This window comes from SAR202 cluster bacterium, assembly GCA_016872355.1.
Lineage (GTDB): Bacteria > Chloroflexota > Dehalococcoidia > Lucifugimonadales > VGZY01 > VGZY01.
The window spans coordinates 1-1,634 of sequence record VGZY01000133.1 but is presented as its reverse complement, the minus strand read 5'-3'; the positions used below and the strand labels follow the sequence as shown (position 1 = coordinate 1,634).

Here is a 1,634-nt window from a genome sequence, read left to right as displayed (position 1 = left end):
CAAGACTTGCTTTTGAGACATCGATACCGATAAATGTACTCTGACTGGCCATGATGTCCCTTTCTGTCCCTACCTTGCGGAAGCGAGCTGTCACTAATGACGCTCAGGCAACTGTTCGGGATCTGTAAGGTGATTTGCGCGGCGGCCTCGCTGAAGGACGGTCTCGACAATGTCGGACCAAGGCCTGATCGGCCTGCCGCGCTATCTCACATTTTATACATCAGCCAGTCTCTTTTTATCTTACAAGGCCGTTAGAACCGAAAAAATTCCGGCGCGCTGGAGCAACGGAGCGCCACCCTGCCGCCTAAATCGCATCAGCCCACCCCTATCCCCTGCTCCACTTGCCGCCTTAGACGTTTTATCCACCGCCGTAGCAGGCCGCTGGACATTGCCATCGGCATAGATAGCAGCATCGTGCGGTACACCCAGCGGCGAGATACCTTGGACGGCACGGATGGGTCGAGCCAGCGGTCGTTGCGGGCGAGCTTGCCGAGCGTTGCGAGGCCTATGAGGATGGGCCACAGCACCGCCAGACGCAGGCGCACGTGCCGGCGAGGGATGGCTGTCAGATAGGCCTCCGCGGCGACGTAGTGGTCCAGAGTCACCCGCAGCAGCGCGAGGAGCGCGGGACGGGCTGCCTGTCCGGCAGACGCCTCCATGAGGGATTGCGGCGTAAGGCCCAGCGGGCCGAGCTCGGCCTCCGGGATGTAGCAGCGGCCAATGCGCAGGTCCTTCGGCACGTCCCGGAGCACGTTCGTCATCTGCAGCGCCTTGCCGAAGTGGACGCCCCGGTCCACCATCCGCGCCCGGTCCCACCGCTTCTCCAGCCCGGGGATATGCGCCATGCACATCTCCGTCCAGAACTCCCCGACGCACCCCGCGACGTAGTAGGTATAACGATCCAGCTCTTCCCTCGTCTTCAGGGCTGCGATGCGGCCGGACTCCTCCGGTGGAAACGTCGTGAGGTCGATCTTCATGCCGTGCGTGAGCGTGACCACTATTGTGCGCACGCGCACCGCGTCGTCTGGCGGCAGCGTTTCCAACAGAGAGAAAACGTCCGGCAGCGCCGCAATCAGCCTGCGCTCGCCGTCATCCGCCTGAGCCCCGGCGACCGTGGCCTGTATCTCGCCGATGGCGCTCCGGCCAGTGCGTCCCTCAAGGACCGCACGGAACGAACGGACGTGGTCCAGGCGCTGCGCCGACGGAACGATTGCCGTATCGGCGATGGTGTCCGCCGCCCGCGCCAGCAGGTACGCCAGCCCAATAGGCGCCCGCAGCGGCTTCGGCAGCACGCGCAGCGTCAGGTAGAAGGCGCGCGAAACGCCCTTCAGCGTAGTGGTGAGGAGCTCTGGGTTGCCGCCTGGGTTAACGTCTACCATAACTCGGAAAGCACTCTGATACGTGCCAATAGAACCGGGCTGAAATCCAAGAGGAGGCGCCTCCCAACGCTCTGAAGGAGCGTATTCCCTGAGCCCAGCCCAACGGGCTGGGTAAGGTCCGGCATAGCAAACGGCCTGAAGGGCCGTGTTAAGTCCACACCGAAGGATGCCCCCGAGAACACGTTGACATGGCCTGGATAACACGCCCATTCAGGGCGTTTCGTTAATTGGTCTCTTTACCCAGCCCGTTGGGCT

The 1,634-nt window shown here is 62.8% G+C and carries 1 protein-coding gene; it reads right to left on the bottom strand.

Going from position 1 to position 1,634, the window contains the following annotated elements; genetic code table 11:
* Positions 1-314: 314 nt before the first annotated feature.
* Positions 315-1,379 carry a squalene/phytoene synthase family protein gene (locus FJ319_14730; GenBank protein MBM3935519.1) on the bottom strand — a complete coding sequence of 355 codons (1,065 nt, stop codon included), beginning with the start codon at positions 1,377-1,379 and terminating at the stop codon, positions 315-317.
* Between the last annotated feature and the right edge of the window lie 255 nt (positions 1,380-1,634).

What these genes read in the sequence shown, in the direction of transcription:
- FJ319_14730 (MBM3935519.1), bottom strand. Translation starts at nt 1,379, where the DNA reads ATGGTAGACGTTAACCCAGGCGGCAACCCAGAGCTCCTCACCACTACG.